The following is a 24634-nucleotide window of genomic DNA, read 5'->3' as shown; positions in this document are numbered from 1 at the left end:
TGCTCGGGGGTGCGGAAGGTCAGGGGGTGGGCGCGAGAATACCGCTGCGTGCCGCAGTGGTGAGCATGACGTGCCAGTCCGGCAGCGGGTCCAGGCCGGCCAGCGTCCACCGCTCGTGGCCCAGCACGCTGTAACCGGGTCGGGCCGCGGGTCGGAGGAACTTCTCGCTGGTCGTCGGCCGGATCCGGTCCGGGTCCAGACCGCCCAGCGCGAACGCGGCCCGGGCCAGGCCGTACCAGGTGGTCTGCCCGGACGCGGTGGCGTGGTAGACACCGGCGGGCGCCCGCCCGACCAGCGCCGCGTCCGCCAACTCGACCAGCCGTTCCGCCAGGGCGTACGACCAGGTGGGCTGGCCGACCTGGTCGTCCACCACGTCCAGTTCGGGGTGCGTGTCGGCGAGTCGGAGCATGGTGGACACGAAATTCCGGCCGTGCCGGCCGTACAACCAGGCGGTGCGCACCACGTAGCCGGTGTCGGGCAGCAGCCGGGCGACGGCCTGCTCGCCGGCCAGCTTGCTGCGGCCGTACGCGTTGACCGGGGCGGTGGGCGCGTCCTCCGGGTACGGTCCGGTGGCGTCGCCGGGGAAGACGTAGTCGGTGGAGACGGTCAGCAGCCGGGCGCCGGTCTCGGCGCAGGCCCGGGCCAGGTTGGCCACGCCGTCACCGTTCACCGCGGTCGCCGCCGCCTCGTCGGCCTCGGCGCGGTCGACGTCGGTCCACGCGGCGGCGTTGATCACCACCGGGTGACCGGCCACGGCGGCCCGGACCGCGACGGCGTCGGTGAGATCGAGGTCGGCCCGGGTCGCGGCGGTCACCGGACGGTCCCGCTCGGCCAGTACGGCCCGCAGGTCGTGCCCGAGCATGCCGCCCGCACCGGTGACCAACCACTGACCGCACATGCGGGGCCGACTGGGCATGGGCTCACGGCCCTCGCTGCGCTCGGTGCGTTCGCTCATGCGGGGCCGACTGGGCATGGGCTCACGGCCCTCGCTGCGCTCGGTGCGTTCGCTCATGCGGGGCCGACCGCTCATGCGGGACTGACCGGGCGTGGGCTCGTGGGGGTGGTGGTCTTCAGCGGTTCCCACCATGCGCGGTTGTCCCGGTACCAGGTCACCGTCTCGGCCAGCCCACGGTCCAGCGGGATGCTCGGCGCGTACCCCAACTCCTCGCTGATCTTGGTGATGTCCAGCGAGTAGCGGCGGTCGTGGCCCTTGCGGTCGGTGACCGGGACGACCCGGTCCCAGCCCGCGCCACAGGCCTCGAGCAGCCGCTCGGTCAGTTCCTTGTTGGTCAGCTCGGTGCCGCCGCCGATGTGGTAGACCTCCCCGGCACGGCCCTTCTGCTGCACCAGGGCGATGCCCACGCAGTGGTCGTGCACATGCAGCCAGTCGCGGATGTTGCCGCCGTCGCCGTAGAGCGGGACGGTGCCGCCGTCCAGCAGGTTGGTGACGAACAGCGGGATGACCTTCTCCGGGAACTGGTACGGCCCGTAGTTGTTGGAGCAGCGGGTGAGGACCACGTCCATGCCGTGGGTCCGGTGGTAGGCCAGGGCGAGCAGGTCGGAGCCGGCCTTGGACGCCGAGTACGGCGAGTTGGGCGACAGTGGCCAGGTCTCGGTCCACGAGCCCTCGGCGATCGAACCGTAGACCTCGTCGGTGGACACGTGCACGAACCGGCCGGTGCCGTGCCGCAGCGCCGCGTCGAGCAGCGTCTGGGTGCCGAGTACGTTGGTGGTGACGAACGGCGCCGCGCCGGAGATCGACCGATCGACGTGCGACTCGGCCGCGAAGTGCACGATCACGTCGTGTCCGGCGACCACCTCGTCGACGGTCCCGGGGTCGCAGATGTCCCCCTGCACGAAGCGCAGCCGTGGGTCGTCCCGCACCGGGTCCAGGTTGGCGAGGTTGCCGGAGTAGGTGAGCTTGTCCAGCACGGTGACCGCACCGAGGGACAGCCCCGGTGCGCTACCGGTCAGCAGCATGCGGACGTACTCAGACCCGATGAATCCGGCTCCGCCGGTGACGAGGATCCTCACGGGACCGGAAGTCTACGCGACCGCGCTGGCGGTATCGCCGTCGCCGCTGCCAGCGAGTCGTGGTCGAGCTGTTCTGTCTGCTCGGTAGGCTCGCGGAATGCGCGGAATCCTACTTGCCGGCGGCACCGGTTCACGGCTGTGGCCGATCACCAGGGCGGTGTCGAAGCAGCTGATGCCGGTCTTCGACAAGCCGATGATCTACTATCCGCTGTCCACCCTGGTGATGTCCGGCATTCGGGAGATCCTGGTCATCACCACCCCGGAGGACCAGGACCAGTTCCGCCGGCTGCTCGGCGACGGCAGCCAGTTCGGGCTGCGCCTGGAGTACGTCGTCCAGCCCCGGCCGGAGGGTATCGCGCAGGCGTTCGTCCTCGGTGCCGATTTCATCGGTGGCGACTCGGTCGCGCTGATCCTCGGCGACAACATCTTCCACGGCGTGGGCCTCGGCCGGCAGCTCGCCGACCACAACGGGCTGGTCGGCGGCCGGGTCTTCGCCTACCCGGTGGCCAACCCGGAGGCGTACGGCGTGGTCGACTTCGACAGCGCCGGCCGGGTCTTGTCGATCGAGGAGAAGCCGCTCGTGCCCAAGTCCCGGTACGCCGTGCCGGGCCTCTACTTCTACGACAACCGGGTGGTCGACATCGCCCGCGGGTTGAAGCCCAGCGACCGGGGCGAACTGGAGATCACCGCGGTGAACGAGGCGTACCGGGAGGTCGGCCAGCTCACGGTGACCGTGCTGGACCGGGGCACCGCCTGGCTGGACACCGGCACCTTCGCGTCGATGATGCAGGCGGCCGAGTTCGTCCGGGTGATCGAGGAACGGCAGGGGATGAAGATCGGCTGCCTGGAGGAGGAGGCGTGGCGGGCCGGCCTCATCGACGACGACCAGTTGCGCGACCTCGCCGTCCCGCTGACCAAGAGCGGCTACGGCGAATATCTGCTCGACCTGCTCCGCTGATCACCCGCCGCCGGTCGGCCGTACGTCCCGTTTTCGTCACTGACGGGCATGCTGTCCGGTCGGGACGGTGACCAATCGGGTGCCCGGGCGGCTAATGTCTGTTCATGGAGCGGCGAATCTTCGGTCTCGAGACCGAGTACGGCGTCACGTGTACCTATCGAGGACAGCGGCGGTTGTCGCCGGACGAGGTCGCCCGGTACCTCTTCCGGCGGGTGGTTTCCTGGGGTCGGTCCAGCAACGTCTTCCTGCGTAACGGGGCCCGGCTCTATCTGGACGTGGGTTCGCACCCGGAGTACGCGACCCCGGAGTGCGACTCGGTGGTCGACCTGGTCGCGCACGACCGGGCCGGCGAGCGGATCCTGGAGGGGCTGCTCGTCGACGCCGAGAAACGGCTGCACGACGAGGGCATCGCGGGCGAGATCTACCTGTTCAAGAACAACACCGACTCCGCCGGCAACTCGTACGGCTGCCACGAGAACTACCTCGTCTCCCGGCACGGGGAGTTCGGCCGGCTGGCCGACGTCCTGATCCCGTTCCTGGTCACCCGGCAGCTCATCTGCGGGGCGGGCAAGGTGCTGCAGACCCCCCGCGGGGCCGTCTACTGCCTGTCCCAGCGGGCCGAGCACATCTGGGAGGGCGTCTCCTCGGCCACCACCCGCAGCCGTCCCATCATCAACACCCGGGACGAGCCGCACGCCGACGCCGAGCGCTACCGGCGGCTGCACGTCATCGTCGGCGACTCCAACATGAACGAGGTCACCACCCTGCTCAAGGTCGGCAGCGCCGACATCGTGCTGCGCATGATCGAGGCCGGGGTGGTGATGCGGGACCTGTCGCTGGAGAACCCGATCCGGGCCATCCGCGAGGTCTCGCACGACATCACCGGTCGCCGCAAGGTGCGGCTGGCCTCCAACAAGGAGGTCAGCGCGCTGGAAATCCAGCAGGAGTACCTCGCCAGGGCCACCGAGTTCGTCGAGCGCCGGGGCGGGGACCAGACCGCCAAGCGGGTGGTCGAGCTCTGGGGTCGGGTGTTGAACGCGGTGGAGAGCGGCGACCTGGAGCCGGTCAGCCGGGAGATCGACTGGGTGACCAAGCTCCGGCTGATCGAGCGTTACCAGGACAAGCACAACCTTCCGCTGTCGCACCCCCGGGTCGCCCAGATGGACCTGGCGTACCACGACGTGCGACGCGGGCGGGGCCTGTACGGCCTGCTGGAGCGGCGCGGCAGGGTCGACCGGGTGGCCACCGACCCGGAAATCTTCGAGGCGAAGGAGACCCCGCCGCAGACCACCCGGGCCCGGCTGCGCGGCGAGTTCATCCGGCACGCCCAGGAGAAGCGGCGGGACTTCACCGTTGACTGGGTGCACCTCAAGCTGAACGACCAGGCTCAGCGCACGGTGCTGTGCAAGGACCCGTTCCGGGCGTACGACGAGCGGGTGGAACGACTCATCGCGAGCATGTGACCCGGTCGGCGGGGCGCGGTTCCGGCCCAGGGAGCGGTCGTACGCTGCGTACCGGCCGGCGGGTTGGGTAGGCTGCCAGCCTTATGGCACCTTCCGTATCCCCGCCGGCCGGCCAGCCGGAGTCCGACGACGAGTCCGAGCAGGTTCGCCGCACCTGGCTGGAGCGGCGGCGTAACAAGATCGCCGAGGAGATCGCCCGGAACCGACGCGGCGAGTACACCGTGCCCACCTGGGTCCTGGCGGTCGCCCTGGTCGTGATCGTCGGCGCCTGGGTCGCCCTGATCGTGCTCAGCTGACCGGCCCGGGAAGGCCGGCGACCACGGGGGCACTGGCGGATCTGGGCCAGCAGACCGCACGGCACGACCCGGCGAAGCGGACGTTCTGAGCGGGACCGCTATCCGTCAGCCGCGGCCGGCCAGCCGGGCGGCGTGCCGGCCGGCGGCCGCCGCGGTCAGGAAGTAGGCGTGGTCGGCGGCCAGCCCCCGGCCCATCGTCGACAGCGCGACCGGGGTCGCCCGCAGCGCCGCGTCCAGACCGTCCGGCTCGACCCGGACGATCCGGTGCCGGCCGGCGAGCGGGGCCAACGCCTGCTCGACGGCCGCGGCGAGGTCGGCCGGCAGGCCGGTGGGCAGGACCAGGTCGGCCGGGGCCAGGGCGACCCGCCCGTACGCGGTGAGGCTGTGGTGGGACAGGCCGCGGTGCCGGGGTCGCGGGTCGGCGGCGGAGACCCGCAGCGAGCCGACCGGCCGCCCGGCCAGCGCGGCGACGGCGTTGACCGCCTCGCCGACCGAGACCCCGGAGAAGCCCCACCGGGTGCCGGTGCCGAGGTTGCCCGGCCCCTGGGTGACGATCGTGACGTCGGCCCGCAGCACGTGCCGGGCGGCGAGCAGCCCGGTGTGGACGTTGGTGGCCTCCAGGTCGCCGCCGAACGCCTGCCCGACGGTCACCGTCCCGGCCAACTGGTCGCGCAGCCCGTCCAGGGTCCGGGAGAACCACGCCGGCAGTGCCCCGCCGTCGGTCATCACGTACCCGATCCGGGCGTCCGGGGTGTCGGCCCGGATCCCGGCGAGGATCGCCGGCAGGGCCGAGTGCAGGTCGGCCGTCACCACCGGCATCCCGCCGATGTCGTCGACCTCGGCCAGCACCGTGCGGTGCGGGGACGCCTCCTCGTCGGCGCCCATCAGGATCGGCTGCAGCGGCGTGTAGCGGGCCTTGACCAGGTGCCCGGCGTCCCGGCTGTCGACCGCCTCCGGCGGGTCGGCGGGCAGCCGGTCCGGCAGCGCGACGACCAGCGCGTACCCGCCGGTGCCCAGGCCCATCATCAGCGCGCCGACGTTGAGCAGCACCCGGTCGCCGGGCTCCGGCCGGCCGACCAGGTCGGGGTAGGCGAGGGCCCGTACCGGCGTGCCGTCGGCGACGGTGACGGTCAGTTCCATCGCGCCGTGCCACTGCCGCCGCAGCGCGGTCACCGTACCGGTTCGCCAACGCACCATGCCCGGAACGCTAGTCGGACGCGACGCGGCCGGCCGGCCCGGGTCGGTTCACAGTTCCCCGTGCCGGCCGCCGCCGGTCGGTCCGGTACGACCCAACCCGCGGGTCGGGTCGAGGAAGACGTACCGGATGGTCGGGTAGCGGTCGGTGAGGCGCTGCTCGGCGAGGTCCGCCGTCGCCTCGATCTGCGCGCCGGTCGCGTCGTCGGCGAAGTCGAGCTTCGCGGCGACGAGCACGTCGTCCGGGCCGAGCTGCATGGTCAGCAGGGTGTCGACCCGTTCCACGGTCGGCAGCCCGGCCAGTTCCTCCTCGATCCCGGCGCGGATCCGGGGCGGCACCGCGCGCCCGACCAGCAGGGAGACGTTGCTGCGCGCCAGGATCGCGGCCACCACCAGCAGCAACACGCCGATCGCGATCGAGGCCACGCCGTCCCACACCGGGTTGCCGGTCAGCTCGGTCAGCCCCACCCCGAGGGCGGCCAGCACCAGGCCGACCAACGCCGCGCTGTCCTCCAGGGTGACCGCCTTCACGGTCGTGTCGGCGGTGTGCCGCAGGAACCGCAGGGGCGTCAGCCGCCAGTGTCGGGAGGCCGCGCGGACCTGCCGGACCGCCCGGGTCAGCGAGATCGACTCCAGCACGAACGAGACCGCCAGCACCAGGTACGAGACCAGGTAGCTGCCGTTGTGCCGGCTCGCGAGGATGCTCTGAACGCCCTGCGTGACCGAGAAGCCGGCCCCGGCGACGAAGGTGAACAGGGCCGCGATGAACGCCCAGACGTAGCTCTCCTTGCCGTGCCCGAACGGGTGCCGTGGGTCGGCCGGCCGGGTGCCCCGGCGCAGCGCGGTGAACAGCAGCACCTCGGTGGTGGTGTCGGCGAACGAGTGGGCCGCCTCGGAGAGCATCGCCGCCGAGCCGGACAGCAGACCGGCGACCGCCTTGGCGACGGCGATGGCGAGGTTCGCCAGACCGGCCACGACGACCGTCCCGACGCTCTCCGAACTGCCCGCCGCACGCTCCACGTCGATCACCCTATGGTTAGGGCAGACGGCCCGCTCGGCGACGAACCGGACGCCCGACCGGGCGTGCGGCGGCGGGAGGCCGCGTGGGGTGCACGGACCACCGGGTGACACTGCTAGCGTTCAGCAGGTGTCGCGGACCCGCACCGAGCGCCTGGTCAACCTGGTGATCTGCCTGCTGTCGACGCGGCGGTTCCTCACCGCGGCGCAGATCGCCGCGACCGTGCCCGGATACGAGCATGATCCGGCCGACCCGCGCGACCACGAGGCGTTCCAGCGCAAGTTCGAGCGGGACAAGGCCGAGCTGCGCGAACTCGGGGTGCCGCTGGAGACCGGCACGGCCAGCGCCTTCGACCCCGAACCCGGCTACCGCATCGCCCACCGCGAGTACGCGCTGCCGGACATCCCGCTGGAGCCCGACGAGGCGGCGGCGGTGGGCATCGCGGCCCGGCTGTGGCAGCACGCCGGGCTGGCCGCCGCGGCGTCGTCCGGCCTGGCCAAGCTGCGGGCGGCCGGCATCGACGTCGACCCGCAGGCGACCCTGGGGTTGGAACCGGTGGTGACCGTCGACCCGGCGTTCGCGCCGTTGGCCGCGGCGGCCCGGGACCGCCGCCAGGTCGCCTTCGACTACCGGGTGCCCGACGACGACGCGTCCACCAGCCGCCGGCTGCAGCCGTGGGGCGTGGTCTGCTGGCGCGGCCGGTGGTACGTGGTCGGGCACGACCTGGACCGGGAGGCCACCCGGTGCTTCCGGTTGTCCCGCATCGTCGGCGCGGTCCGGACCGTCGGCCGCCCGGGCGACTACGAGCCGCCCGCCGGGGTGGACCTGATCAGCCACGTGGCCCGCTGGTCCGGGCCGGTGGAGCGCAGCGGTCGAGCCACCGTCCTGGTCCGGCCGGGGCGGGCGGCGGGGCTGCGTCGCTGGGCGCGGGAGAGCCGTACCGGACCCGACGGCGACGAGCTGGTCCTGCCGTACGCGGATCCGGAGTCGCTGGCCGGCACGCTGGTCGGTTACGGTCCGGACGTCCGGGTGCTCGGGCCGCCGGAGGTGCGCGAGGCGGTCATCCAGCGGTTGAAGGAGGTCGCGGTGCGACACGACCAGCCGGTCACCGGCGGGCCGGTGCCGGACCGGGCGGCCGGACCGGCCGCTTCCGGACCGCACGACCCCGGGCCGGGCGAGACCGGACCGGCCGCTTCCGGACCGGGCAACACCCGGCCGGACGGGGACGCGGGCGGGCGGGCCGGCCCGGCCGCCCGGTCCGGGCCGGCGCGGCGCCGCAGCGGGGCACCGGCATGACCCGGCCGGCGACCCGGACCACCGGCGCCCGGGCCTCGGCGGACCGCCTCGCCCGGCTGCTCAACCTGGTGCCCTACCTGCTGGCCCGGCCCGGCATCGAGATCGCCGAGGCGGCCAACGACCTGGGCGTGACCGAGCGGCAGCTGCGCGAGGACCTGGAACTGCTGTGGGTCTGCGGCCTGCCCGGCTACGGCCCGGGTGACCTGATCGACATGGCCTTCGACGGCGACCGGGTCACCATCACCTACGACGCGGGCATCGACCGGCCGTTGCGGCTGACCCCGGACGAGGCGATGGCGCTGCTGGTGGCGCTGCGGATGCTCGCCGAGACGCCCGGGATGGCCAACCGGGACGCCATCGAACGGGCCCTCGCCAAGATCGAATCGGCGGCCGGTGACCTGGTCGCCGCGCCGGTCGAGGTCCGGTTGCCCGGCGACCGGGAACGGCTGGAGGCGCTACGGGGCGCGGTGCAGCGGCGCCGGGCGTTGCGGATCACCTACTACACGGCAGCTCGGGACGAGAGCACCGAACGCACCATCGACCCGATCCGGATGCTGATGGTCGAGGGCCGGGCGTACGTGGAGGCGTGGTGCCGCCGGGCCGAGGCGGTACGCCTGTTCCGGGCGGACCGGATCGACGCCCTGACGGAGCTGGACGAGCCGGCCGCGGTGCCGCCGCAGGCGCGCTCGCTGGACGTCGGCGCCGGGATCTTCCGGCCCACGCCGGACCTGCCGCTGGTGACCCTGCGGATCGGTCGGAGCGCCCGGTGGATCACCGAGTACTACCCGTGCGAGCGGGTCGAGCCCGGCCTGCGACCGCCCGGCGGCGTGGACCCGGGCCAGGTCGCCGCCGAGGAGTGGCTGGTGTCGCTGCGGGTGACCGACCTGGCCTGGGCCCGCCGGTTCATCCTGGGGATGGGCCCGGAGGTCACCGTGGTGTCCCCACCCGAGCTGGCCGAGCAGGTACGCGACCAGGCGCTGGCCGCGCTGGACGCCTACGCGGCGCCGCTCGGCGCCGGCAACGAGGTGACGGCGCCGAGCGGCGGCGGGACCGGCTAGGGGCGCCGTCGGGCGTCGCCGACCTGGCGTCGGGCCGACCGGCCCTGGCAACCGGGCGGCGGGACCGGCCAGGCACTAGGCTGACCGCCGTGGTGACGTGGATCGTGCTCGGGGTGATCGTGTTCGCGCTGCTGGTGTTGGCGCTGGCGGTCCGGCCGGTGCTGGCCGGGCTCGGCCCGCTGAGCCGGGCGGCAGAGCGGTTGCAACGCCGGCAGGGCGAGGTGGAGGCGTTGCAGGCCCGGGCGGTCGACCTGCAACAACGGGTGGAACAGGTCCAGCAGCGGGCGGAGATTACCCAGCGCCGGATCGCGGTGATCAAGGCCAAGCGCGGGGACTGACGATCGCCCGGTTCATGCATGGGTTGTGCTCGACATGCCGGTGAATCGCGCAGAATCAGAAGGTCGGGCGGGTTGACCGCGGCGGTGACGGTGTTCCAGACTGCACCGACCGGGCGAAAGATCTTCTCAGCCCGGCGGGTGGCACCGACCGTCTGCCAACGTACGATGGTCGGGACACTCCTCTGTCCGCCGAAGACCAACTGGAGCTTCCCATGGGTGCCCTCAGGCCGTGGCACATCGCCGTTTTCGTGGTCGTGCTGATCCTGCTGTTCGGCGCGAAGCGGCTGCCCGACGCGGCCCGTGCGCTGGGCCGGTCGATGCGGATCATCAAGGCCGAGACCAAGAGCCTGTCCGACGACGACAAGGACCTGGCCGAGAAGGCGGACGCGCAGGCCGGCTACCAGCCGATCCCGCCGCACCAGCAGCCGAGCTACCAGCAGCAGGGCTACCAGCAGCCGCCGGCCGGCCAGCAGCAGGCCTACCAGCCGCCCGCCGCGCCGCAGTCGCCGGTCGTCGACCCGGTGCAGCGCGTCCGCGAGAACTGACCCCGCAGAGCCCGTAGCCGTGGCCTTCGCACTCCGCAAACGCGGTCCGAGCAACTTCGAGCGGGCCGCCGACGGCTCGATGACCCTGATCGAGCACGTCCGCGAACTCCGGACCCGGCTGTTCCGCGCCTCGCTAGCGATCGCCGTCGGGCTGATAGTCGGCTTCTGGCTGTCCCAGCCGGCCTTCGACCTGCTGAAGGAGCCGTACTGCAGCCTGCCCGGAATGACCGTCAACGGAAAGTGCCAGTCGTTCCTCCAGCTGGCGCCGACCGACGGCTTCCTGCTGCGGATGAAGCTCGCGCTGTGGATCGGCCTGATCGTGGGTGCCCCGGTCTGGCTCTACCAACTCTGGGCGTTCATCGCACCCGGGCTGCACCGGCACGAGCGCAAGTGGGCGTACGTCTTCGTGGCGATCGCCGCGCCGCTGTTCGCCGCCGGCGCGGTGCTCGCCTACTTCGTGGTGGACAAGGGCCTGCGCTTCCTGCTGGAGGCCGGGGTCACCGGAACGTCGACCCAACTCGAGGTGACCCGGTACATCTCCTTCGTCACGAACATGATCCTGCTGTTCGGGGTCGCCTTCGAGTTCCCGCTGATCCTGCTGATGCTCAACTTCACCGGGGTCGCCACCGGCCGCCGGTTGCTGAGCTGGTGGCGGGCGGTCGTCTTCATCGCGTTCGCCTTCGCCGCCATCGCCACTCCCGATCCGGGACCGTTCGGCATGATCATGCTGGCTGGCGCGCTGTGCCTGCTCTACTTCATCGCCGTCGGGGTGGCCCTCATCAACGACAAACGGCGGGGTCGGGGCAAGGACGCCTATGCCGGGCTGTCCGACGACGAGGTGTCGCCGCTGGAGTTCGACCACCGGCCGGTGGACGAGGCCGACCCGATCGACCGGGCCGAGCCCGTCGAGCCGATCGCCCCGGTGGCCGCGCCGAAGCCGATCGAACGCCGCTACGACGACCTGACCTGATCCAGTCGGTACCCTCAGCAAGCGTCCGTACCAGCCGCGCCTAACCCCCGGCGACAGCCGTACCGCCGGGGGTTACCGCTGGTCACGGCCGGAAGGTACGGTGCTCGCCGTGACCGAACACGATCACCGGCCGGCGCTCGCGCCGGCCGGTCCCGTCCCGGCCGGCCCGGTGGCGGTGCTGACCAACCCGACCGCCGGCCGGGGGCGGCACGCCGACCTGCTGCCGGCGGTGCTGGACCGGCTCGCGGTGGCCGGCCGGACGCTGCGGCTGTTGACCGCCGACACCCCGGACCAGGCCCTGGCCGCCTGCCACGACGCCGTCGCCGACGGCGCCGCGGCCCTGGTCACCGTGGGCGGCGACGGCACGGTCCACCTGGCGTTGCAGGCCGTGGCGGGCACCCCGGTGGCCTACGGCGCGGTGCCCACCGGGACCGGCAACGACTTCGCCGCCGACACCGGATTCCCCGCCGACCCGCTGGCCGCCGCCGACGCGATCGGCGCGGCGCTCGCCGCCGGGCGCACCCGCCCGGTCGACCTGGCCCGGATGACCGGCCCGGACGGCAGCGTACGGTGGTTCGGCGCGGTGCTCGCCGCCGGCTTCGACGCGATCGTCAACGAACGGGCCAACCGGATGCGCTGGCCGCGCGGCCGCCGCCGGTACGACCTGGCGATCCTGGTCGAACTGGCCCGGTTGCGCCCCCGCCGCTACCGGCTGGTGCTGGACGGTGTCCCGCACGAGTTCGACGCGGTGCTGGTGGCCGTCGGCAACTGCGCCAGCTACGGCGGCGGCCTGCGGATCTGTCCCGCCGCCGACCCGACCGACGGCCTGCTCGACGTCGTGGTCGGCGGCCGGTTCGACCGGCGCGAGCTGATGCGGGTCAAGCCCCGCCTCGCCCGGGGCACCCACGTCGACCACCCGCTGGTGCGCACCTTCCGGGCCCGCACCGTCGAGCTGGCCGCACACGACATCACCGCCTACGCCGACGGCGAACGCGCCACCCCGCTCCCCGTGACGATCACCGCCGTCCCCCACGCAACCAACCTGCTGCTCTGACCCCGGTTCCGGCGGTTGATCATGAAGTTGTTGTCGCGACACGCCGGAGCGGGCGACAACAACTTCATGATCAACCCGGCGGGCCGGGGGTGGGGGTGGGGGTGGGGTGGGCTAGGTCTAGGACGGCGGTGAGGCCGTTGGGGAGGCCGGCCTCGGCGGCGGGGAGGACCAGGACGGCGCAGCCGGCGCGTACCGCGCCCGCGTCGGCGGGGGTGTCGCCCACCATCAAGGTCCGCTCCGGGTCGACCCCGAGCAGGCCGCAGGCGCGCAGGAAGATCGCCGGGTCCGGCTTGCACCGGCCCACCTCGTACGACAGTACGAACGCGTCGATCAGGCCGGTCAGGCCCCAGGCGTCGAACAACGGCCGGACGTCGAAGCCGATGTTGCTGACCAGGGCCACCGGTATGCCCGCCGCCCGCAGGGCGCGCAGCGTGTCGGCGGTGTCCTGGTACGGCAGCCAGCCCTCCGGTCGGCGTACCCGGTCGTAGAGGGCGTCCGGGAGTCCGTCCACGTCGGTCGGCACGGTCGCCGCCAGCCCGGTGTAGGCGGCCTGGTGGGCGTGTTCGTAGAGGTCGCGGTCGGCCCACACCTCGGCCAGGTGCGGCGGCACCCGGGTCGGCGCCGGCCCGCCGGCCCGGCCGGCCATCACCAGCCGGTCGGCCAGCGCGGTGGCCTTCGCCCGGTCCAGCGTCGTGCCGCACTCGGTGGCTGCGGCGAGCACCCAGCCGACCGGGTCCTCCACCTGGGCGAGGGTGCCGTGGAAGTCGAAGAGCACGGCGTCGACCGGCCGGCGGGGCGCCGGCCGGCCTGCGGCACCGGCCGGCTGGTGGACGGCGCCGACGCTGGCGGGGCCGCTCGCGGTACGAGGCTTGGGCGGTTCGGCATGGTCCGGCACGCCGTGCACCCTACCGACCGGGCCCGACGGGGCTGCTCGACGGCCTCACCGCGTGTGACGGGCCGGCACGCACTAATCTTGAGACATGTCGAGCCCCGCCGAGCGGTACGCCGCGGCGCGCCGCCGGGCCGCGCAGGCCTCCACCTTTCCCGCCCTGCACGAGTTCGCCCAGGATCTCGGGTTCGACCTCGACGACTTCCAGCGCGAGGCGTGCCAGGCCCTGGAGCGCGGCAGTGGGGTGCTGGTGTGCGCACCCACCGGCGCCGGCAAGACGGTCGTGGGCGAGTTCGCGGTGCACCTGGCGCTGCGGCACGGCCGGACCGCCGGCACCCCGCGCAAGTGCTTCTACACCACCCCGATCAAGGCGCTGTCCAACCAGAAGTACCACGACCTGGTCCGGCGGCACGGCGCCGAACAGGTGGGCCTGCTGACCGGGGACAACGCGATCAACGGCGACGCCCCGGTGGTGGTGATGACCACCGAGGTGCTGCGCAACATGCTCTACGCCGGCTCGGCGACCCTGGGCGGCCTCGCCTACGTGGTGATGGACGAGGTGCACTACCTGGCCGACCGGTTCCGCGGCGGGGTGTGGGAAGAGGTGATCATCCACCTGCCGGAGTCGGTGACCCTGGTGTCCCTGTCGGCCACCGTCTCCAACGCCGAGGAGTTCGCCGACTGGCTGGTCACCGTGCGCGGCGAGACCGAGGTGGTGGTCAGCGAGCACCGGCCGGTGCCGCTGTGGCAGCACATGCTGGTCGGCAAGCGGATGTTCGACCTGTTCCACGACGCGGACGCGGCCCGCAAGCACGACGTGCACCCGGAGCTGTTGCGCTACACCCGGGACACCATGCGCCGGTTGGACCTGGGCGAGGGGCGTACCTCCGGGCCCGGCTGGGGCCGACGCGGGCCGCGCTGGCGGGGGCCGTTCCGGCCCGACGTGGTGGAGCGGCTGGACCGGGAGAACCTGCTCCCGGCGATCATGTTCATCTTCAGCCGGGCCGGCTGCGACGCGGCCGTCCAGCAGTGCCTGGCCGCCGGGCTGCGGCTGACCACCCCCGACGAGCGGGTGGAGATCCGCCGGATCGCCGAACGCCGGATGACCGCCATCCCGAGCGAGGACCTGTCCGTGCTCGGCTACTGGGAGTGGCTGGACGGTCTGGAGCGCGGCCTGGCCGCACACCACGCCGGGCTGCTGCCCGCGTTCAAGGAGGTGGTGGAGGAGCTGTTCGTCCAGGGCCTGGTGAAGGCGGTCTTCGCCACCGAGACGCTGGCGCTGGGCATCAACATGCCGGCCCGGTGCGTGGTGCTGGAACGCCTGGTCAAGTTCAACGGCGAGGCGCACGTCGACCTGACGCCGGGGGAGTACACCCAGCTCACCGGCCGGGCCGGCCGGCGGGGCATCGACGTCGAGGGGCACGCCGTCGTGGTCTGGTCCCCGGAGGTCGACCCGCGGCACGTGGCCGGGCTGGCCTCCACCCGGACCTATCCGCTGCGGTCCAGCTTCCGGCCGTCGTACAACATGGCGGTCAACCTGGTCGGGTCGGTCGGCGCGGCGCCCGCCCGGGAGCTGCTGGAGTCGTCGTTCGCGCAGTTCCAGGCGGACCGGTCGGTGGTCGGCCTGGCCCGGCAGGTGCAGCGCAACGTCGAGACGATCGAGGCGTACGACGCGGAGGCCGAATGCCACCACGGTGACTTCGCCGAGTACTTCGCCCTGCGGGTGTCGATCGCCGACCGGGAACGGGCGCTCGCCCGGCAGGGGCAGGTGCAGCGCCGGACCGCGGCGATCAAGTCCCTGGAGCGGCTGCGGGTCGGCGACGTGATCCGGGTGCCCTCGGGCCGGCGGGCCGGGCTGGCCGTGGTGCTCGACCCGGCCGGGTCCGGGTTCGGCGAACCCCGACCGTTGGTGCTGACCCAGGACCGCTGGGCCGGCCGGATCACCCCGGGCGACTTCACCAGCCCGGCCGAGGTGCTGGCCCGCATCCGGGTGCCCAAGCACTTCAACCACCGGTCCCCGGCCGCCCGTCGGGACCTGGCGGCCGAGGTCAGCGGCACCGGACTGAACCGGCACGGCTCCCGCCGGGGCGGCCGGTCCCGGTCCGGCGGCGAGGACCACCAGCTCACCCAGTTGCGCGCCGAGTTGCGCCGGCACCCCTGCCACGCCTGCGCCGACCGGGAGGAACACGCCCGCTGGGCGGAGCGGCGTCGGCGGCTGGAACGGGACACCGAGGAACTGCGGCAGCGGGTGTCCAGCCGGACCGGTTCGCTGGCCCGTACCTTCGACCGGATCTGCGACCTGCTCACCGCGCGTGGTTACCTCTCCCCGGCCGGCGAGGTCACCGACGCGGGTCGTACCCTCGCCCGGATCTGGGGTGAGACGGACCTGCTGGTGGCCGAGTGCCTGCGTCGCGGGGTGTGGCACGGGCTGGGCCCGGCCGAACTCGCGTCGGCGGTGTCGGTGCTGGTCTTCGAGGCCCGTCGGGACGCCGACGAGCGGGCGTCGGTGCCGCGCGGCGAGGTCGCCGAGGCCGTCGACGAGACCCTGAAGTTGTGGAGCGGGATCGAGGCGGACGAGGCCAGCCGGGGCCTGGACACCACCCGGGAGCCCGACCTGGGGTTCGCCTGGCCGATCTACCGGTGGGCCCGGGGGGAGCCGCTGGCCAAGGTGCTGGCCAGCGGACACAACCTGGACGGCGAGATGCCGGCCGGCGACTTCGTCCGATGGGCCCGGCAGGTGGTCGACCTGCTCGGCCAGATCGCCGACTGCGGCGGCGCGCCGGCCGACCTGCGGGCCACCGCGAAGGCGGCGATGACGGCCGTCAACCGCGGCGTCCTGGCCTACCAGGCGGTGAGCTGACCCCGCCGCCGCGGCCAGCTCACCGCTTGATCACCGGGCTACCGGGCCCCGGAGTACGCCAACGGCGGGGCGATCGCCTGGGCGTCGGCTCCCGCGCCCACCCACAGCCCGATCAGGAAGGCGGCGGTTGCCTCCAGCAGCTCCGCGCGGTCGAGGCCGCCGCCGTCGACCGGTTCGCAGCCGAGGTCGCGGACCAGCCGCCGGACGGTCTCCAGAGCGGCCGGGTCGTCGCCGCAGAGCGGGACGGCGAGCGGTCGGCCGTCGAAGACCGGTGGGGTCAACCGCCACACGCTCTCGTGGCAGAGGTTGAACGCCTTGACCACCCGGGATCCGGGTGCGGCCGCCGCGATGCGGTCCGCGGCGGAGGGGCCACCCCTGGTATCGAGGAGGAACCCGGCGCCGAGCGGGTTGCTGCAGTCGATCACCGTGCGGCCGTCCAACGCGTCGGCCAGGCCGGCCACCAGGTCGCCGGCACCGGCGTACGGCACCGCCAGCAGGACCGCGTCCGTGCCGTGCGCGGCGGCGTCCCGCGGGTCGCCGGGCCGCGCGCCGATCCGCTCCGCGAGGGCCGTCGCCCGGCCGGCGTTCCGACCGCCCACCAGTACGTCGTGCCCGGCGCGGGCCCACTGCCCGCCCAGTGCCTCGGCCATGTTGCCGGTGCCGATGATTCCGATTCGCATCGTGTCCACTCCTGTGTGCCGTACCGGGGAAGGATTCAAGACGACAGTACGAACCGGATCGGGCACCATTCGGTGCGTGAGTATCGACCAGCCGTTCCTCGCCGACTGTCGGGCCCGGCTCGCCTTCGACCTACTGGCCAACACCTGGAACGCCGTGCTGCTGTGGGCGCTGCGCGACGGCCCGGCCCGCCCCGTTCACCTGCGTGAGCGGATCGGCGGCATCAGTCCGAAGGTGCTCACCGAGACGCTGCGCCGGTTGGCCTTCAACGGGCTGGTGGAACGAGTCCCGTACCCCGGCGCACCGCCACGGGTCGACTACCGGCTCACCGAACTCGGCCGCAGCCTGCTGCCGTTGATCGAGGCGATCGGTGCGTGGGCGTTCGCCCACGGCGACGAGGTGATGGCCGCCCAGGAACGGGCGGACCCATGGCCCGAAGATTGGCCGAAGGGACATGATCAGCCACGCTCGGCGGGGCCCGACGGACAATAATCCGGGCCGTGGCAGCCCGGCCACCGGGAATCGGCGCGGCGGCGGGTCGGTTGTGAAACTCGGAGCCTGGTCCGATCACGGTCCTGCCGGATGCGTCCGGCGTCCCGGGACGTACCCTCCGGGGTCGGTGCCCGGTTTCGGCCGCCGGCCGCCATCCGGCGGGTGATCGGTTCGTTGTCCGACCCGCCGGTTAGGCTCAGCGAGCTGACCTGGGGGTTAGCCGCACCGCCTGACGACACGTCCAGCGGGGGTGTTCCGCCGCCACGATCCGGGGAGTACGACGAGTTGACTGCGCAGCCCGAGACCCTGTACGGGGCCGACGACCTCACGCACCTCGAGGGCCTGGACGCCGTCCGGAAGCGGCCCGGCATGTACATCGGGTCGACCGACAGTCGGGGCGTCAACCATCTCGTCAACGAGATCCTGGACAACTCCACCGACGAGGGTGTCGCCGGTCACGCCACCCGGGTCGAGGTCACCCTGCACGCCGACGGCTCGGTGCAGGTCGACGACGACGGGCGCGGCATCCCCACCGACGTGCACGGCAAGTCCGGCCTGTCCGGCGTGGAACTGGTGCTGACCCGGCTGCACGCCGGCGGCAAGTTCGGCGGCTCCGGCTACAAGACCTCCGGTGGCCTGCACGGCGTCGGCGCCTCGGCGGTGAACGCCCTCTCGCTGCGGTACGACGTGACCGTCCGGCGCGGCGGCAAGGTTCACCAGATGTCCTTCCAGCGCGGCATCCCCGGCGCCTTCGACGGCGACGGTCCGACGGCGCGGTTCACCCCCGAGTCCGGCCTGCGGGTGACCCGGAAGATGCGGCGCGCCGAGACGACCGGCACCAGCACCCGGTACTGGTACGACGCCCGCTACTTCGAGACCGGCGCGGCGCTGGACGTCGACGCCGTCCGCACCAAGCTGCGCAACACCGCCTTCCTGGTCCCCGGCGTCAGCTTCGTGCTGCGGGACGAGACCGGCGAGGAGGCCACCGAGGAGGAGTTCACCTTCCCCAACGGCCTGGCCGACATGGTGGAGTTCCTCGCCCCGACCGGCGACAAGCCGGTCTCCGGCACCCTGCTGGCCACCGGTACGGGCACCTACAAGGAGAACGCCGCCGACGAGAACGGCGTGATGCGCTCCGGCGTCGAGCGGCGGGCCGAGGTCGAGGTGGCGTTCCGCTGGGGCACCGGCTACGAGCGCACCGTCGAGTGCTTCACCAACACGATCCGCAACACCCACGGCGGCACCCACCGCAAGGGCTTCGAACGGGCCGCCGTACGGGCGCTGACCGAGGCGATCCGCAACAGCCGGGGCCTGCTGCGCCCCAAGGAGGACCTGCCCACCCTGGACGACGTCCTGGAGGGCATGACCGCCGTCGTGCACGTCCGGATCCCGGAGCCGCAGTTCACCTCGCAGACCAAGGACGAACTCTCCACCGCGGGCATCACCAAGGTGGTGCAGAACGTGGTCGAGCAGCACGTCAAGACGTGGCTGGACGGCCGGCGGACCAAGGCCGAGGCGCGCACGGTGCTGCAGAAGATCGTGGACGCGGCCCGGGTGCGGCTGACCCAGAAGCAGCAGAAGGACGCCGCCCGGCGCAAGACCGCGCTGGAGGGCGCGTCGATGCCGCCGAAGCTGGTCGACTGCCGGTCCACCGGGGTCGAGCGCAGTGAGCTGTTCATCGTGGAGGGCGACAGCGCACTCGGGACGAGCAGAATGGCCCGTTCGTCCGAATATCAGGCATTGCTGCCGATCCGAGGCAAGATCCTCAACGTGCAGCGGGCCAGCCTGCAGCAGGTGCTGGACAACGCCGAGTGCTCGGCCATCGTGCAGGTGCTCGGTGCCGGCTCGGGACGCACGTTCGACCTCGGCTCGATGCGCTACGGCCGGATCCTGATCATGGCCGACGCGGACGTCGACGGCTCGCACATCCGGACCCTGCTGATCACCCTGTTCGCCAAGTACATGCGACCGGTGATCGAGGCCGGCCGGCTGTACGCGGCGATGCCCCCGCTGCACAAGGTCACCACCAGGGGGCGGAACCCGGAGACGATCTTCACCTTCACCCAGGCCGAGATGGAGCGGACGGTGGCCCGGCTGGAGAAGGCCGGCAAGCAGGTGGTCTCCCCGGTGCCCCGGTTCAAGGGCCTCGGCGAGATGGACGCCGACGAGTTGTGGGACACCACCATGAACCCGGCGACCCGGTCGGTCCGACGGATCACGATGGACGACGTCGAGGCCGCCGAGCAGGTGCTCGAACTGCTGATGGGGGAGAAGGTCGAGCCGCGCCGCAACTGGCTGGTCGATTCCGCGAGCCGGGTCGACCAGGAAGCCATCGACGCCTGATCCGGCACCCGCCCCGACACCCGACCTGAACCTTTCCGAGGAGATCGCTGAGCATGGCACGCCGCAAGGGCAACCAGCCGAAGGTCGACCTGTCCGCCTTCGACCAGGCGGGCGCGCGGGTGGTCGACAATCCGCTGCGGACCGAGGTGGAGGACTCCTACCTGGAGTACGCCTACTCGGTCATCCACTCCCGCGCGCTGCCGGACGCCCGGGACGGCCTCAAGCCGGTACACCGGCGGATCCTCTACTCGATGAGCGAGCAGGGCCACCGTCCGGACCGGGCCCACGTGAAGTCCGCCCGGGTGGTCGGCGACGTGATGGGCCGACTGCATCCGCACGGTGACCTGGCGATCTACGACGCGATGGTCCGGCTGGCCCAGGACTTCTCGCTGAACACCCCACTCATCGACGGCCATGGAAATTTTGGGAGCCCGGACGACGGACCGGCCGCGAGCCGATACACCGAGGCTCGGATGTCCCGGGCGGCGATGCTGCTGGTCGGTGAGCTGGGCGAGGAGACCGTCGACTTCAAGCCGAACTACGACGGCTCGTTGCAGGAGCCCAAGGTGCTGCCGGCCGCCTTCCCGAACCTGCTGGTCAACGGCACCTCGGGGATCGCGGTCGGGATGGCCACCAACATGATCCCGCACAACCTGGGCGAGGTCGTCGCGGCGGCCCGCTGGCTGATCACCCACCCGAACGCCTCGCTGGACAAGCTGATGGAGTTCGTGCCCGGCCCGGACCTGCCCACCGGCGGGCTGCTGCTCGGCCTGGACGAGGTGCGCAAGGCGTACGAGACCGGTCGCGGGGTGGTCCGGATGCGTGGCCAGGTGGAGATCGGCCCGGTGCAGGGCAGCCGGGGCCGGCAGGCGATCACCGTCACCGAGCTGCCGTACGGGGTGGGCGCCGAGAAGGTGATCGAGAAGATCACCGACGAGGTGAACAAGACCAAGCGGTTGCAGGGCATCGCCGACGTCAAGGACCTGACCGACCGGGAGAACGGCACCCGGCTGGTGATCGAGTGCAAGGTGGGGGTGAACCCGCAGGCGCTGCTGGCCGACCTGTACCGGCTCACCCCGCTGGAGCAGTCGTTCGGGATCAACAACCTGGTCCTGCTGGACGGACAGCCGCAGACCCTCGGCCTCAAGGAGCTGCTGGAGGTCTTCCTGGCCCACCGGTACGAGGTGGTGACCCGGCGGACGACGTTCCGACGGCGCAAGCGGCAGGACCGGTTGCACCTGGTCGACGGCCTGCTGATCGCGCTGCTGGACATCGACAAGGTGGTCAAGCTGATCCGTGGCAGCGAGGACGCGGCGGCCGCCCGTGCCGGCCTGATGCGCCAGTTCAAGCTGTCCGAGATCCAGGCCAACTACATCCTCGACACCCCGCTGCGCCGGCTGACCAAGTTCGACCGGCTCGAACTGGAGAGCGAGCAGGAGCGGCTGCGCGCCGAGATCGCCGAGCTGTCGGAGATCCTCGACAACGAGAGTGTGCTGCGGAAGGTCGTCTCGACCGAGTTGGCGGCGGTCGTCAAGGAGTTCGGCACCGAGCGGCGGACCACGCTGATCGACGGCGACCTCAAGGAGGTGCTGGCCGCGTCCGCGCCGGCCGGTCCGCTGGAGGTGGCCGACGACCCCTGCCAGGTGATCCTCTCGGCGACCGGCCTGGTGGCCCGCACCGCGGCCGAGTCCGAGGAGGCGGTCGAGGGTCGGCGGCGCAACGGTCGGGTACGGCACGACACCGTCCGGGCCGTCGTCGGCGCGACGGCGCGCGGTCAGGTGCTGCTGGTGACCAACACGGGCCGGGCGTTCAAGACCGACGTGCTGCCGCTGCCGGTGCTGCCCGAGCAGGGCGGCACGGTGTCGCTGCGGGGCGGGATGTCCGCCTCCGAGCTGGTGCCGTTGCAGGCCGGCGAGCACGTGGTGGGCCTCGCGCCGCTGGGTGACCGGGGTGCCGGCTCGCCGGGCCTGGCGTTGGGCACCCGGCACGGCGTGGTGAAGGTCTGCGCGCCGGAGTGGCCGGTCCGGTCGGACGAGTTCGAGGTGATCGGCCTCAAGGACGGCGACGAGGTGATCGGCGCGAGCTGGCTGGTCGACGGCACCGAGAACCTCACGTTCGTCACGTCGGACGCGTCGCTGCTGCGGTTCGCCGCCAAGCTGGTCCGCCCGCAGGGTCTGAAGGGCGGCGGGATGGCCGGCATCAACCGGTCGGCCGGGGCCGAGGTGGTGTTCTTCGGCGCGGTCCGCACCGACGATCCGGAGCACGGTGCGCCGATGGTGGTCACCTCGACGGGTCGCGGCGTGAAGGTCACCCCGTTCGCCGAGTACCCGGCGAAGGGGCGGGCCACCGGCGGGGTCCGGGCGCATCGCTTCCTCAAGGGCGAGAGCGAGCTGGTGGTCGCCTGGGTGGGTCCCCGGCCGGCCGGGGCCACGGCCACCGGTGAGCCGGTCGAGCTGCCCGCCGAACTCGGCCGCCGGGACGGCTCGGGCTCGCCGGTGCTGCTCGGCCCGGAGGTGGTCGGCCACCTGATCGAACGCGGCTGACGCCGGTCACGTACGGGCGGGTCGCCGGACCACGAACGGTCCGGCGACCCGCCCCGGTCGGTCAGGCGGTGGGGACGTCCCGCCGGCGCAGGCCCGCCAGACCCGCCCCGCCGAGCAGCACCGCCACGGCGGTGAGCCAGACCAGTGGCGTGGCGGAGAACGTCCCGCCGGGCACCTTGGGGATGTGCACGAACGGTGAGACGTCCAGCAGTCGCTGGTTCAGCTGCAGGGACGCGCCGACCAGCCCGAGCAGTACGCAGACCGCCAGCGCGCCCCAGGCGATTCCGGCGAGCCGGGGCAGCAGCCCGATCAGCAGCACCGCCACCGCCGCGAGCACCCAGACGGCGGGTATCTGCAGCACCGCGCCGGCCAGCGCGCGGGGCACCTGCCGCCCCACCTCGCCGACGCTGGCGCCGTAGACCAGCCCGGTGGCGACGCCGGCGGTAACCAGCGCCAGCACCGGGCCGAGGGCCGAGAAGAGCAGGTGACTGGCGGCCCAGCGGAACCGGCCGACCGCGCCGGCCAGCAGTGGCTCGGCGTGCCCGGCGGACTCCTCGGCGCGCAGTTTCAGGGCGGCCTGGACGGCGTACCCGGCGGCGATGAGGCCGAGCAGGTTCAGGATGGCCGCCAGGTAGGCGTCGATGATGCCGGCCTTGCCGCCCAGCCGGAGCATGATCTCCTGCAGGGCCTGGTTGCCGTCCATCATGTCGCCGACGCCCTTGGCGACCCCGCCGAAGACGATGCCGAGCACCGCGAACCCGAGCGTCCAGCTGGCCAGCAGGCCGCGGTGCAGCCGCCAGGCCAGGGCCAGTGGGGAGCGCAGGCCGGGCGCGGCCGTGGCCGGCCCGAGCCGGTCGGGCAGCAGGCCGGCGCCGACGTCGCGTCGGCCGGACAGGGCGACCGCCGCCGCGGCCACCAGCGCGGCGAGCACGACCGCCGGGCCGAGCACCCACCAGCGCTCCCCGCCGTACGGTTGGATGCGCTGTGCCAGGCCGAGCGGTGAGATCCAGGACAGCCAGGACAGGACGCCGTCGGACAGGCCCGAGATGTCGCCGACGACGCGCACCAGGAAGGCGACACCGAGGACGACGATCGCGATGCCGCGGGCCCGGCCGGCGCCGGCGGTGAGCTGGGCGGCCACCCCGCCGACCGCGGCGAAGATCCAGCCGACGGCGGTGAACTGCGTACCCATCGCCAACGACCCGGCGGCCGGCTGGCCCTGGCCGATCAGGCCCAGCACCAGGATCAGGCCTGTCGCGAGGTTCGCCAGCGCGGTGGCCAGCAGCGCGGCCACCAGGGTGGCGTGCCGGCCGACCACCGTCGAACCGACGAGTTCCCGCCGGCCGGCCTCCTCATCGGTACGGGTGTGCCGGATGACGGTCAGCAGGCTGATCAACCCGATCATGACCGGGATGAAGCCGGCCCGCCAGGCGACCAGTTCGCCGAGGCTGGCGCCGCTGAGCGGGCCGTACAGCGCGACGAAGGTCGCGTTGGTGGCGCTCAGGTCGGCGTACTGCTGGCGTTGCGCGGCGGTGGGGAACAGGTCGGCGAACGACGTGACGTAGCTGAGCGGGATGAGGCCGAAGGCCAGGACCCACAGCGGCATCAGCACCCGGTCCCGGCGCAGGATCAGCCGGACCAGGCTGCCGGCACCGACGACGATGTTCATCGGGTCGCCTCCAGGTGCCGCGCACCGGTGCGGTTGCCGGCCCGGTCGTAGTGCCGCAGGAAGAGCTCCTCCAGCGTGGGTGGCTGGCTGACCAGGCTGCGTACGCCGACGGCGGTGAGGTGGCGCAGGGTCGCGTCCAACGCGGTGGTGTCGACGTCGAAGCGCACCCGACCGTGGTGTTCCTGCAGGTCGTGTACGCCCGGCAGGTCGGCCAGCCCGGCGACCGGCCCGGCCAGTTCCGCCTCGATCGAGGTGCGGGTCAGGTGGCGCAGGTCGGCCAGGGAGCCGCTCTCCACGGCCCGGCCGTCGCGGATGATGGTGACCCGGTCGCAGAGCGCCTCCACCTCGGACAGGATGTGGCTGGACAGCAGCACGGTGCGCCCGTCCCGGTCCTGGGCCTCCCGCACGACCTCACTGAAGACCTCCTCCATCAGCGGGTCGAGCCCGGAGGTGGGTTCGTCGAGCAGCAGCAGCTCCACGTCGGAGGCGAACGCGGCCACCAGCGCCACCTTCTGCCGGTTGCCCTTGGAGTAGGCACGGCCCTTCTTGCGCGGGTCCAGGTCGAAGCGTTCCAGCAGTTCGTCGCGGCGTTGCCGGTTCATCCCGCCGCGCAGCCGGCCGAGCAGGTCGATCACCTCGCCACCGGACAGGTTGGGCCACAGGGTGACGTCGCCGGGCACGTACGCCAGCCTGCGGTGCAGGGCGGTGGCGTCGCTCCACGGGTCGCCGCCGAGCAGTCGTACCGTGCCGGAGTCGGCGCGCAGCAGCCCGAGCAGGACCCGGATGGCGGTGCTCTTGCCGGCACCGTTGGGTCCGAGGAAGCCGTGCACCTCGCCGGTGCGCACGGTCAGGTCCAGGCCGTCCAGGGCGCGGGTGCGTCCGAACGTCTTGACCAGGCCATCGATCTGGATCGCCTCGGTCATCGTGGTACTCCTT

20 protein-coding genes and 1 pseudogene are annotated in these 24634 nt (G+C 72.7%); 13 read left to right on the top strand and 8 right to left on the bottom strand.

From position 1 onward, the window contains the following. Positions 1 to 19: 19 nt before the first annotated feature. Together rfbD and rfbB are read right to left on the bottom strand one after the other, a co-directional pair. Positions 20 to 916 (bottom strand): dTDP-4-dehydrorhamnose reductase, encoded by an 897-nt coding sequence (gene rfbD, locus ACFOX0_RS24280; RefSeq protein ID WP_377550078.1) that lies wholly within the window; start codon positions 914 to 916, stop codon positions 20 to 22. Between the two features lie 110 nt (positions 917 to 1026). Then, the gene (rfbB, locus tag ACFOX0_RS24275; protein ID WP_377549982.1) at positions 1027 to 2034 is read right to left on the bottom strand and encodes a dTDP-glucose 4,6-dehydratase; all 1008 of its coding nucleotides are present in this window, start codon (positions 2032 to 2034) and stop codon (positions 1027 to 1029) included. 97 nt (positions 2035 to 2131) lie between these two features. Here rfbB and rfbA point away from each other — a divergent pair, with 97 nt between their 5' ends. The 3 genes from rfbA (at position 2132) to ACFOX0_RS24260 (ending at position 4751) form a co-directional block, all read left to right on the top strand. Further along, positions 2132 to 2992, top strand: coding sequence for a glucose-1-phosphate thymidylyltransferase RfbA (gene rfbA / locus ACFOX0_RS24270; RefSeq protein ID WP_377549980.1), 861 nt, complete (start codon positions 2132 to 2134; stop codon positions 2990 to 2992). 104 nt (positions 2993 to 3096) lie between these two features. Next, positions 3097 to 4455, top strand: a complete 1359-nt coding sequence (pafA, locus tag ACFOX0_RS24265) for a Pup--protein ligase (protein ID WP_377549978.1) — start codon at positions 3097 to 3099, stop codon at positions 4453 to 4455. 83 nt (positions 4456 to 4538) lie between these two features. Then, a complete protein-coding gene (locus ACFOX0_RS24260; protein WP_377549976.1) occupies positions 4539 to 4751 on the top strand; it encodes a hypothetical protein in 213 nt (70 codons plus the stop codon). Between the two features lie 105 nt (positions 4752 to 4856). On the opposite strand, the gene ACFOX0_RS24255 is transcribed toward ACFOX0_RS24260, so the two are convergent. Together ACFOX0_RS24255 and ACFOX0_RS24250 are read right to left on the bottom strand one after the other, a co-directional pair. Further along, positions 4857 to 5948, bottom strand: coding sequence for a DUF3866 family protein (locus ACFOX0_RS24255; protein WP_377549974.1), 1092 nt, complete (start codon positions 5946 to 5948; stop codon positions 4857 to 4859). A 48-nt stretch (positions 5949 to 5996) separates the two neighbouring features. Continuing rightward, positions 5997 to 6965, bottom strand: a complete 969-nt coding sequence (locus ACFOX0_RS24250) for a cation diffusion facilitator family transporter (protein WP_377549972.1) — start codon at positions 6963 to 6965, stop codon at positions 5997 to 5999. 127 nt (positions 6966 to 7092) lie between these two features. Between ACFOX0_RS24250 and ACFOX0_RS24245 the strand changes: the two are divergent. From ACFOX0_RS24245 to ACFOX0_RS24220, 6 genes and pseudogenes are all read left to right on the top strand, one after another. Further along, a pseudogene (locus tag ACFOX0_RS24245) lies at positions 7093 to 8079 on the top strand (helix-turn-helix transcriptional regulator); the annotation flags it as partial. 176 nt (positions 8080 to 8255) lie between these two features. Beyond that, the gene (locus tag ACFOX0_RS24240; protein ID WP_377549970.1) at positions 8256 to 9317 is read left to right on the top strand and encodes a helix-turn-helix transcriptional regulator; all 1062 of its coding nucleotides are present in this window, start codon (positions 8256 to 8258) and stop codon (positions 9315 to 9317) included. 89 nt (positions 9318 to 9406) lie between these two features. Further along, entirely contained in the window at positions 9407 to 9655 is a 249-nt protein-coding gene (locus tag ACFOX0_RS24235; RefSeq protein WP_377549968.1) for a hypothetical protein, read from the top strand. A gap of 212 nt (positions 9656 to 9867) precedes the next feature. After that, positions 9868 to 10200: a Sec-independent protein translocase subunit TatA gene (tatA, locus tag ACFOX0_RS24230; protein ID WP_377549966.1), complete on the top strand. Its 333-nt coding sequence runs from the start codon at positions 9868 to 9870 to the stop codon at positions 10198 to 10200. Positions 10201 to 10219: 19 nt separating this feature from the next. Beyond that, on the top strand, positions 10220 to 11170 hold the full coding sequence (gene tatC / locus ACFOX0_RS24225; RefSeq protein ID WP_377549964.1) for a twin-arginine translocase subunit TatC: 951 nt from the start codon (positions 10220 to 10222) through the stop codon (positions 11168 to 11170). A gap of 109 nt (positions 11171 to 11279) precedes the next feature. After that, entirely contained in the window at positions 11280 to 12224 is a 945-nt protein-coding gene (locus ACFOX0_RS24220) for a diacylglycerol kinase family protein (protein ID WP_377549962.1), read from the top strand. A gap of 70 nt (positions 12225 to 12294) precedes the next feature. Here ACFOX0_RS24220 and ACFOX0_RS24215 read toward each other — a convergent pair whose 3' ends face one another. Further along, positions 12295 to 13119 carry an HAD family hydrolase gene (locus tag ACFOX0_RS24215; protein WP_377549960.1) on the bottom strand — a complete coding sequence of 275 codons (825 nt, stop codon included), beginning with the start codon at positions 13117 to 13119 and terminating at the stop codon, positions 12295 to 12297. 85 nt (positions 13120 to 13204) lie between these two features. Between ACFOX0_RS24215 and ACFOX0_RS24210 the strand changes: the two genes are divergently transcribed. Next, positions 13205 to 15973 (top strand): DEAD/DEAH box helicase, encoded by a 2769-nt coding sequence (locus ACFOX0_RS24210; RefSeq protein ID WP_377549958.1) that lies wholly within the window; start codon positions 13205 to 13207, stop codon positions 15971 to 15973. A gap of 38 nt (positions 15974 to 16011) precedes the next feature. Here the strand turns inward: ACFOX0_RS24210 and ACFOX0_RS24205 are convergent, their stop codons facing one another. Further along, the gene (locus ACFOX0_RS24205; RefSeq protein WP_377549956.1) at positions 16012 to 16653 is read right to left on the bottom strand and encodes an NADPH-dependent F420 reductase; all 642 of its coding nucleotides are present in this window, start codon (positions 16651 to 16653) and stop codon (positions 16012 to 16014) included. 76 nt (positions 16654 to 16729) lie between these two features. Between ACFOX0_RS24205 and ACFOX0_RS24200 the strand changes: the two genes are divergently transcribed. The 3 genes from ACFOX0_RS24200 to ACFOX0_RS24190 all read left to right on the top strand — a co-directional run bounded on the left by ACFOX0_RS24200 (position 16730) and on the right by ACFOX0_RS24190 (position 22029). After that, positions 16730 to 17143, top strand: a complete 414-nt coding sequence (locus ACFOX0_RS24200; RefSeq protein WP_377549954.1) for a winged helix-turn-helix transcriptional regulator — start codon at positions 16730 to 16732, stop codon at positions 17141 to 17143. Positions 17144 to 17428: 285 nt separating this feature from the next. After that, positions 17429 to 19486, top strand: coding sequence for a DNA gyrase/topoisomerase IV subunit B (locus tag ACFOX0_RS24195; RefSeq protein WP_377549952.1), 2058 nt, complete (start codon positions 17429 to 17431; stop codon positions 19484 to 19486). Positions 19487 to 19539: 53 nt separating this feature from the next. Next, on the top strand, positions 19540 to 22029 hold the full coding sequence (locus ACFOX0_RS24190; RefSeq protein WP_377549950.1) for a DNA gyrase/topoisomerase IV subunit A: 2490 nt from the start codon (positions 19540 to 19542) through the stop codon (positions 22027 to 22029). A gap of 61 nt (positions 22030 to 22090) precedes the next feature. Here the strand turns inward: ACFOX0_RS24190 and ACFOX0_RS24185 are convergent, their stop codons facing one another. Then, complete coding sequence (locus tag ACFOX0_RS24185; protein WP_377549948.1) at positions 22091 to 23698, bottom strand: ABC transporter permease; 1608 nt, start codon at positions 23696 to 23698, stop codon at positions 22091 to 22093. Continuing rightward, entirely contained in the window at positions 23695 to 24621 is a 927-nt protein-coding gene (locus ACFOX0_RS24180; protein WP_377549946.1) for an ABC transporter ATP-binding protein, read from the bottom strand. Before ACFOX0_RS24180 ends, ACFOX0_RS24185 begins: the two co-directional genes overlap by 4 nt. Between the last annotated feature and the right edge of the window lie 13 nt (positions 24622 to 24634).

Origin of the sequence: Micromonospora zhanjiangensis, assembly GCF_042650605.1 — a bacterium.
Lineage (GTDB): Bacteria > Actinomycetota > Actinomycetes > Mycobacteriales > Micromonosporaceae > Micromonospora_J > Micromonospora_J zhanjiangensis.
The sequence above is the reverse complement of the archived record's forward strand: the minus strand, read 5'-3'. Positions and strand labels throughout refer to the sequence as shown.

Bases quoted from the DNA above. Each gene is read 5' to 3' on its own strand.
- ACFOX0_RS24260 (WP_377549976.1), top strand. From the start codon at position 4,539: ATGGCACCTTCCGTATCCCCGCCGGCCGGCCAGCCGGAGTCCGACGAC.
- ACFOX0_RS24255 (WP_377549974.1), bottom strand. From the start codon at position 5,948: ATGGTGCGTTGGCGAACCGGTACGGTGACCGCGCTGCGGCGGCAGTGG.
- rfbD (WP_377550078.1), bottom strand. From the start codon at position 916: ATGCCCAGTCGGCCCCGCATGTGCGGTCAGTGGTTGGTCACCGGTGCG.
- ACFOX0_RS24185 (WP_377549948.1), bottom strand. From the start codon at position 23,698: ATGAACATCGTCGTCGGTGCCGGCAGCCTGGTCCGGCTGATCCTGCGC.
- ACFOX0_RS24180 (WP_377549946.1), bottom strand. From the start codon at position 24,621: ATGACCGAGGCGATCCAGATCGATGGCCTGGTCAAGACGTTCGGACGC.
- ACFOX0_RS24210 (WP_377549958.1), top strand. From the start codon at position 13,205: ATGTCGAGCCCCGCCGAGCGGTACGCCGCGGCGCGCCGCCGGGCCGCG.
- tatA (WP_377549966.1), top strand. From the start codon at position 9,868: ATGGGTGCCCTCAGGCCGTGGCACATCGCCGTTTTCGTGGTCGTGCTG.
- pafA (WP_377549978.1), top strand. From the start codon at position 3,097: ATGGAGCGGCGAATCTTCGGTCTCGAGACCGAGTACGGCGTCACGTGT.
- rfbA (WP_377549980.1), top strand. From the start codon at position 2,132: ATGCGCGGAATCCTACTTGCCGGCGGCACCGGTTCACGGCTGTGGCCG.
- ACFOX0_RS24205 (WP_377549956.1), bottom strand. From the start codon at position 16,653: ATGCGAATCGGAATCATCGGCACCGGCAACATGGCCGAGGCACTGGGC.
- ACFOX0_RS24240 (WP_377549970.1), top strand. From the start codon at position 8,256: ATGACCCGGCCGGCGACCCGGACCACCGGCGCCCGGGCCTCGGCGGAC.
- ACFOX0_RS24190 (WP_377549950.1), top strand. From the start codon at position 19,540: ATGGCACGCCGCAAGGGCAACCAGCCGAAGGTCGACCTGTCCGCCTTC.